General features: G+C 67.7%; 6 protein-coding genes. 2 read left to right on the top strand and 4 right to left on the bottom strand.

What is annotated here, in order from left to right; genetic code table 11:
* On the top strand, positions 1-1,048 hold a 1,048-nt coding region (locus APY03_RS23820), incomplete at its 5' end, for a xylose isomerase (protein WP_068680718.1).
* On the opposite strand, the gene APY03_RS42660 is transcribed toward APY03_RS23820, so the two are convergent.
* From APY03_RS42660 to APY03_RS23800, 4 genes are all read right to left on the bottom strand, one after another.
* Complete coding sequence (locus tag APY03_RS42660) at positions 1,049-1,834, bottom strand: TetR/AcrR family transcriptional regulator (protein WP_068680716.1); 786 nt, start codon at positions 1,832-1,834, stop codon at positions 1,049-1,051. It abuts the gene before it with no gap.
* Between the two features lie 107 nt (positions 1,835-1,941).
* Positions 1,942-3,435, bottom strand: a complete 1,494-nt coding sequence (locus APY03_RS23810; RefSeq protein WP_068680714.1) for a caspase family protein — start codon at positions 3,433-3,435, stop codon at positions 1,942-1,944.
* Between the two features lie 88 nt (positions 3,436-3,523).
* Positions 3,524-5,011, bottom strand: coding sequence for an HlyD family type I secretion periplasmic adaptor subunit (locus APY03_RS23805; protein WP_232081305.1), 1,488 nt, complete (start codon positions 5,009-5,011; stop codon positions 3,524-3,526).
* A gap of 66 nt (positions 5,012-5,077) precedes the next feature.
* Complete coding sequence (locus APY03_RS23800) at positions 5,078-7,159, bottom strand: type I secretion system permease/ATPase (protein WP_083944537.1); 2,082 nt, start codon at positions 7,157-7,159, stop codon at positions 5,078-5,080.
* Here APY03_RS23800 and APY03_RS42655 point away from each other — a divergent pair.
* Positions 7,109-7,408 (top strand): hypothetical protein (locus APY03_RS42655; RefSeq protein WP_198161290.1); only part of this gene is annotated, 300 nt, incomplete at its 3' end. The genes APY03_RS23800 and APY03_RS42655 overlap by 51 nt on opposite strands.

Here is a 7,408-nt window from a genome sequence, read left to right as displayed (position 1 = left end):
CCCCCCGCCGATCGGCTGCAACGGCCGCGGCGCGCAGGCCTCCTCGATCGAGCGGCCGGTGTCGCTGACCGAGCCGCCGATCGAGGAGCAGTTCCGCCTGGTGCGCGAGAGCGGCGCCTTCGACTGCTTCGACCGCCTGCCGATGCCCGGACAGGTCGACACCTACCTGCGCTGCATCGAGCGCTTCGACCTGCCGGTGCACACCGCGAGCTGGTTCTATGCGCTCGGGCGCGACGAGGCGCTGCTCGCCGACAAGCTTCAGCTCGCGGCCGAGGTCGGCGCCCGCACCCACAACATCATGCTGCACTGGCACGATGCGACAGGGCGGCCCATCAGCAACGACGAGGTGGCCGACTTCTACCTGCGCGCCTACGACGAAGGCATGGCGCGCGGCGTGGAGCCGGCCTTCGAGCTGCACGTCAACATGTGGAGCGAGGACCCGCGGCGCGTTGCGCCGGTGGCCGAGGCGGTGCGCCGCCGCGGCGTTCCCTTCCACTTCACGCTGGACTACAGCCATGCGATCTTCAAGATCGGCAATGCGCAGGAGCTGGCGATCTGCGGACTGACGGAAGACGTCGCTTCAGGGCGCGCGGTGCTCGACCCCTTCCAGCCCGGCAACTTCGTGGACCAATGGCTGGAGATGGGCATCGTGCGCTGGCTGCAGGTGCGCAGCGTGGCGCCGAACGGCCCGCGCAACCGCTGGTCGCTCGGCGACTCGGGCGAAGCGGTCGCTGCCGTGCCCGAGCATTCCATCTTTCCGTATGCCAAGGGCGAGCCGGGACGCGGCATCCTCTATCCCTTCACCGAGCCGGCGCCCGGCGAATGGCACTCGCCGTGGGACGCGGGCGCGCTCGCCTGCACGCGCGAGGTGGTGCGCAAGGTGCTGCTCCATCACCGCACCCACGCCGACTCGCCGCTGCGCTGGATCACCACAGAGATGATCAACCTGCCCGACTACGCGCACAACGCGCGCTTCTCGCTGATCGGCCAGAACTCGGGCGTCGCTCGCTTCGTGCGCGAGCAGTGGGCCGCGCTCGCCCGGGCCTGATCACTTCCTTGAAGCGGCCGCCTTGCGCCGGGACTTGGGCGCGGCTTGCGCCTCGGCCGGCTCGTCGCCCGTCGCGAGCATGCGCAGCACCACGTCGCAGATGTGATCGCGCCAGGCGGCGCGGCGGGGCCGGCTCATCAGGTCGGCGCCGATCCAGGTGGCGCAGGTGTATTGGTTCGAGAGGTAGAAGAAGCCGAGCGACATGATCGTCATGAGCACGTGCTCGGACGACACGTCGCGGCGGAACACGCCGCGCGCCTGCCCGCTCTCGAGCAGGGTCGCGACCGTCTGCACCAGCGGCAGTGCGGTGCGCTCCACCACCTGCGGCGCCTGCCGGATGTGCTTGCCGCGCAGCAGGTTCTCGTTCATCAGCAGCCGCACGAGGTTAGGGTGCATGAGGTAGTGGTCCCACGAGTGCTGCACCAGCTGGCGCATGCCTTCGACAGGATCCTCGGGCGTCACGAACTCGCGCTGCGCGCCGATCATGTCCTCGTAGATCTTCGCCAGCACGGCCTGGTAGAGGCGTTCCTTGTTGCCGTAGTAGTAGTACAGCATGCGGTCCACGGTGCCGGCCGCGGCGCTGACGCGCTCGATGCGCGCGCCGGCGAATCCGTGCTCGGCGAACTCCTCGGCGGCAGCGTCGAGGATGCGTGTCTCCAGCAGGTCCGTGCGCTCGCGCCGCAGGCGCCGGCGCGTCGGGCCGCCGCCTCCCTCGATCGGCGCAGGCTCGCCCGCGCGCGCGGAAGGGCGGCCGGTGCGGCCGGCGGAAGAGGATCGTTCTGGCACGGTGGATTCGCTCCTTGTCTTTCGGGTCCGGGCGGCGGACGGTGAGCAGGCATTCTCTCGCATGCCGATCGAGAGTGGCCGCGCTGCACTGCGACAGCGCGCCCGCCTCACTGGATCCTGACGACCTCGGCCTGCGGTCGCGCCTGCGGCTCGATGCTGGTGCTGCGCATCAGCTTCTCGCCGTCGCGGAAGAAGTACCAGCAGCCGTCGTCGGGGCTGCGCGCATCGGTGAGCCGGCTGGGCGGCGTGGCGTTGAACTTCGCGCAGAGTGCCCCGTCGTCCTTCAGCTCCCAGCGGCCCGAGCCGTTGATCGGGACGTTGGAGACACCCTGGCTGTTGTAGTAGACCGTGCCGCCGCTGCGCAGGTCCCAGCGCGTCTGGCCGCCGAGCGCCGTGTCGCGCAAGGTGTGGGTCTTGCCGACCAGGAGCTGCTGCAGCTCGTTGCGGTCGAGCAACTTGCGCGATGAAGAGGTCGCTTGCGAGGGGGAGGGCGATGGTGAAGGTGCGGGCGGGGATGGGGTCAGGGCCGCGACACGTGGCTGCGGCTGATCCTGGGCTTGGGAAGGCTGGACCTGGGCCGGGGCCGCGGCGGGCGGTGGCGCCGGCTGCACGGACGAGGGCGGGGCCGCCGCGACTTCCGTATCGCGCTCGCGCCGCGCCTGCGAGAGCAGGGTGTCGATGTCCTTCGGCCGTGAGTCGCGACCGGCCGGCGCCGCCGGCAACGCCGCAGCAGGCGCGCCTGCAGGCGAGGCAGCCGCCGGGTTCTCCGCCGCCGGCCGCCGCGCCGCCGGGTTGAAGCTGAAGTTCGACGTCAGCGAGGTATTCACCCATGGGAGCTGGCGCTGGCGCGTTTCGCTCAACACGCGCACGCGCACGTTCTTGAACATCTGCTCGACCTCCAGGCCGGGGATCATCATCTCCTCGGCGAGGTTGCGGCTGTAGATGCTGTTGCGGCCCGCCGGCCCGTCCTCGGCCGGCGCGCCGGGCGCCGAGGCGAAGGCGATCAGCGTGCCGCGCGCGCCCATCTCCGCCAGCCCGCCGGCCGACCGGACGTTGCGCGTCTTCGCCGCGAACGGGTTGTCGCGGCAGGCGTCCAGGATCACGATGCGCGGGTAGGAGCCCACCTTGTCGATCTTGCTGAGGAACAGCTCCTCGATGTCGACCGACTCGTCCTTCACCTCCTCCTGGTCGCGCAGGTTGATGTCCACCGGCAGCAGGTAGTTGCGCCCGTCGATCTGGACGCCGTGGCCCGCGTAGTACAGCACCGCGATGGCATCGTCCTGCTGCACCTGGCGCGCGAACTCGCGCAGCGCCCGCCTGAACGGCAGCACGCCGACGTTGAGCTGCAGGTTCACGTCGAAGCCCAGCTTGCGCAGGTTGCCGGCGATCAGCCGCGCGTCGTTCACGGGGTTGTCGAGCGGCACCTTGGGGTACTGGCTGTTGCCGACCACCAGCGCGATGCGCTTTTCAGGGGGGCGGTCCTGGGCGTGGGCGGGCAAGGCCGACACGCACAGCGCCAAGGCGAAGGCGAGCGACAGCGCACGGCAGAGACCGCGCGCGAAAGCGGGGGCGGACTTGTGGCCGGCGCGGAGGGCATCCATGGCGTGGACTATCCATCTGCGCGCCCCGGATCGCAATGCGTATTTGCAGGGCGGGCACGGCGCCCGGGGGCGAGCCCATTACTCGCGGCTAACGCTCACGCAGACTCTCGCCGGCATGCTGGACCAGCGGCGACAGGAAATACTCGATCACTCGGCGCTTGCCTGTCTTGATCTCGACCGACACCGCCATGCCGGGGCCGAGGATGACCTCCGTGCCCTCGACGAGCAGGGCCGGCCTGGCCATCTTCACCCGCGTCGAGTAGATCAATCCACGCTTTTCATCATTGATCGCATCGTGCGAGACCGACGTCACCCTGGCGTCGATCGTGCCGTACTTGGTGTACTGGAAGGTTTCGACCTTGACCTGCGCCTCCTGGCCGGCCTTGACGAACCCGATGTCCTTGTTCTCGATGAAAGCCTCCACCTCCAGCGGGTCGTTGCCCGGCACGATCATCATCAGCGGCTGTGCGGGAGTGACCACACCTCCGATCGTGTGCACGCCCAACTGCTGCACCGTGCCATCCACCGGTGAGCTCAACTGCATCAGCTTGCTGCGTGAATCGGCCTTCAAGTACTCCTGTTCCAGTGCGGCACGCTTTTGCTCCCCGTCGGTCAGGCTGTCGAGCGCCATGCGGCGGGTTTCGGCCGTCTGCTGCTGGCGCTGGCCCCTGGCTTCACGAAGCGCGGCTTCGATTTCCATCAAGCGGCTTCTCTGGTTCGCCAGGTCCGCCTCCTGTTCGATGCGCGCCTGCTCCCGCTCCAGATAGCCGTGCCTGGAAACGAAGTTCTGGTCGACCAGGTTCTTGAAGTCCCTGGCGCGCTGCTGGGCAATCGGCACGGTCTGCTCCAGTTTGCGCACCAGTTCCAATGTGGAGCGCAGTTCCGCCTCTCGCCGTGCCACCTCGGCATCGATGCGTCCCAGTCTGGCGGCGTACTCGCCCACTTGTCCTGCCAGCAGGCGCTGTGCTTCGATGAACTGGGGATCCGTCACCTGTTCCGGTCGAACCAGCTTGGGTGCGACGCCCTTGTCGATCACTTCCAGCAGCGACTGCCCGCGTGCGAATTGCAAGCGGGCCACCGCCAGATCGCCCCGCACGCGGTCCTTGTCGGCTTGCATTGCGGTGGCGTCGAGTTCGATCAGCACATCGCCAGCCTTGATCTGCTGCCCGTCGCTGACCAGGATGCGCTTCACCGTGGCGGTCTCGAAGGGCTGGATGGTCTTTGTGCGGTCGTTGGGCACGACCTTGCCTTGTGCGGTGGCCACCACGTCGATGCGACCGACTACGGCCCAGAGCAAGGCCAGCAGCGCAAAGGACAGCAGCATCCACATGGCACACCGTGGCGCGGGTGACACCGGGGTCTCCTGCAGCGACAGCGCTGCAGGCAGGAACTGCATTTCGTGCGGCAGGCGTTCCACGGGTTCCATCTGCGCCCGATGGCGCCATGCATGGCTGAACGCTGCCGTGTAGCGGCGCAACAGATCGCCGGCGGCCTGCAGTCCCGGCTTCGCGCCCACACGGGTACCTTCGCCTTCGGCTGCGGTGCTGTTCGCCTCTGGAACGGTTGTGCGTCTCACTGGAGTACCTTCGCCTGCGGCTACGGTGCTATTCGCCTTCGGAGCGGCCGTGCGGCTCATGACACATCACCCTTGCTGCAAGCGATGAAGCCGTGCGTAGTGGCCGGCCTCGTGCTTCAGCAACTCCGAATGGCTGCCGCTTTCGGCGATCTGCCCGCGATCCATCACCACGATGCGGTGGGCATCGCGCACCGCCGAGAGCCGATGCGCGATGATGATCACGGTCCTGCCCTGGCAGATGGCCTTCATGTTGTTCTGGATGATCCGCTCGCTCTCGTAGTCCAGCGCACTGGTCGCCTCATCGAAGATGAGGATGCGCGGGTTGGTCATGAGCGCGCGCGCAATGGCCATGCGTTGCCGTTGCCCCCCTGAAAGCGTCGAGCCGTGCTCGCCCACCTGGGTGTCGTAGCCTTCGGGCAATTCAAGGATGAAGTCGTGCGCACCTGCCAGCTTGGCCGCCTGGATCACCGCTTCCAGCGGCACGCCGGGGTCCGCCAGTGCGATGTTGTCGCGGATCGAGCGGCTGAACAGCACGTTCTCCTGCAACACCACCCCCATCTGCCTGCGCAGCGAGCTGGCCTCGGCCAACGCCAGGTCCGTGCCGTCCACCAGCACCCGGCCGCGCTCCGGCACGTGAAGGCGCTGCACCAGCTTGGTCAGCGTGCTCTTGCCCGAGCCGGAGCGCCCCACGATGCCGATCACCTCGCCGGGGCGGATGTCCAGGTCAATGCCCTTGAGCACCTCGGGGCCGTCAGGGCGATAGCGGAACACCACGCCCTCCAGGGTGATGCGGCCGGCGAGGGGAGGCAGGGCGCTCCTGGTGCCCGCGACTTCGGTGCGGGTGTTCAAGATGTCCCCGAGGCGCTGGAGTGAGATGCCCGTCTGCTGGAAATCGGTCCAGAGCTGCGCCAGGCGCATCATCGGCTGGGCCACCTGGCCTGCCAGCATGTTGAAGGCGATCAGCTGCCCGACGGACAGCCGGCCTTCGATCACCAGGCGGGCACCCACGTACATCGTGGCCACGGTGACCAGCTTGGAGATCAGGCTCACGCCGCTGTTGGCCAACGTGCCGATGGTGACGGTCCTGAAGCTGGAAGACACGTAGGCCGCCAACTGGTTGTTCCACTTGCGCGTCCAGTGCGGCTCCACCGCCATCGACTTGACGGTGTCGATGCCGCTGACGGTCTCTACCAGAAAGGCCTGGTTCTCTGCACCCCGGTTGAACTTTTCATGCAGGCGGGCGCGCAGCAGCGGGGTGAATGCCAACGACAAGATCACGTAACACGGCAGCGACAAGACCACGATCAGCGTCAGCCAGCCGCTGTAGTACAGCATGACGGCGATGAAGACCACCGAGAACAGCAGGTCCAGCACCAGCGTGATGGCGTTGCCGGTCAGGAAGGAGCGGATGTTCTCGAGTTCGCGCACCCGGGCCACAGAGTCACCCACCCGCCGCGCCTGGAAATAGTCCAGCGGCAAGCTGAGCAAGTGCCGGAACAGCCGCGCGCCCAGCTCCACATCGATGCGGCTGGTGGTGTGGGCGAACACGTAGCTGCGCAAGGCGGTGAGCGAGACCTCGAACAGCACCACCACCGTCAGGCCCACGGCAATCACATCCAGCGTGGTGAAGCCGCGATGGACCAGCACCTTGTCCATGACCACCTGGAAGAACAGCGGCGTGATGAGGGCAAAGATCTGCAGGGCAAAGCTCACCAGCAGCGCTTCGCCCAGGAGCTTGCGGTACTTGACGATGGCCGGGACGAACCAGGTGAAGTCGAACCTGACCAGCTCGCCCGCCATGGAGGCGCGGGACGTGAACAGGATGACCTCGCCCGTCCACCGCGCTTGCAGGTCGGCCAGCTCGAGTGCTTCCGGGCGGCCTGCTGCCGGGTCTTGCACCAGGACCTGATTGCTGTCCAGCCGGGCCAGGATGAAGAAGCTGGGCTTGCCTGCGGCGTCCCTGCCGACGGCGACGGCGGGCAAGGGTGTCTTTATCAGGCGTGCAACATCGATCTTCACCGCCTTGGCCTGCAACTCAAGCCGCCTGGCCGCGAGCAGGATGTCGGCGACGCCGAACGCGCTCCCCGCTGCGGACTCATGGGCCAACTGGTCAGGATCGGCCGCCACGCCGTGCAGTCGGGCCATCATCACCAGGCAAGCCAGACCGGTATCGAACCTGGCGGCCGGAGGTGGCTCCGTCGTTGTCGTGGTCGGCGGCTCGACGATCGTCAAACGGCGGTCGACGGTGCCTTTTTCATCATGATGGTCATCGGGGCGGTCAATGGCTTCGACGCCCTGGCCGACCTGGACGCCAACGCCGATGGCCAGCTCAACGCCGAGGACCTCGCCTGGGGTTCACTGCAGGTCTGGCGCGACCTCGACCAGGACGGCATCGCC

The sequence above is a fragment of the Variovorax sp. WDL1 genome (assembly GCF_001541225.1).
Classification (GTDB): domain Bacteria; phylum Pseudomonadota; class Gammaproteobacteria; order Burkholderiales; family Burkholderiaceae_C; genus Variovorax.
Note: the sequence above shows the minus strand (reverse complement) of the source record. Positions and strands in the feature narration are given on the sequence as shown.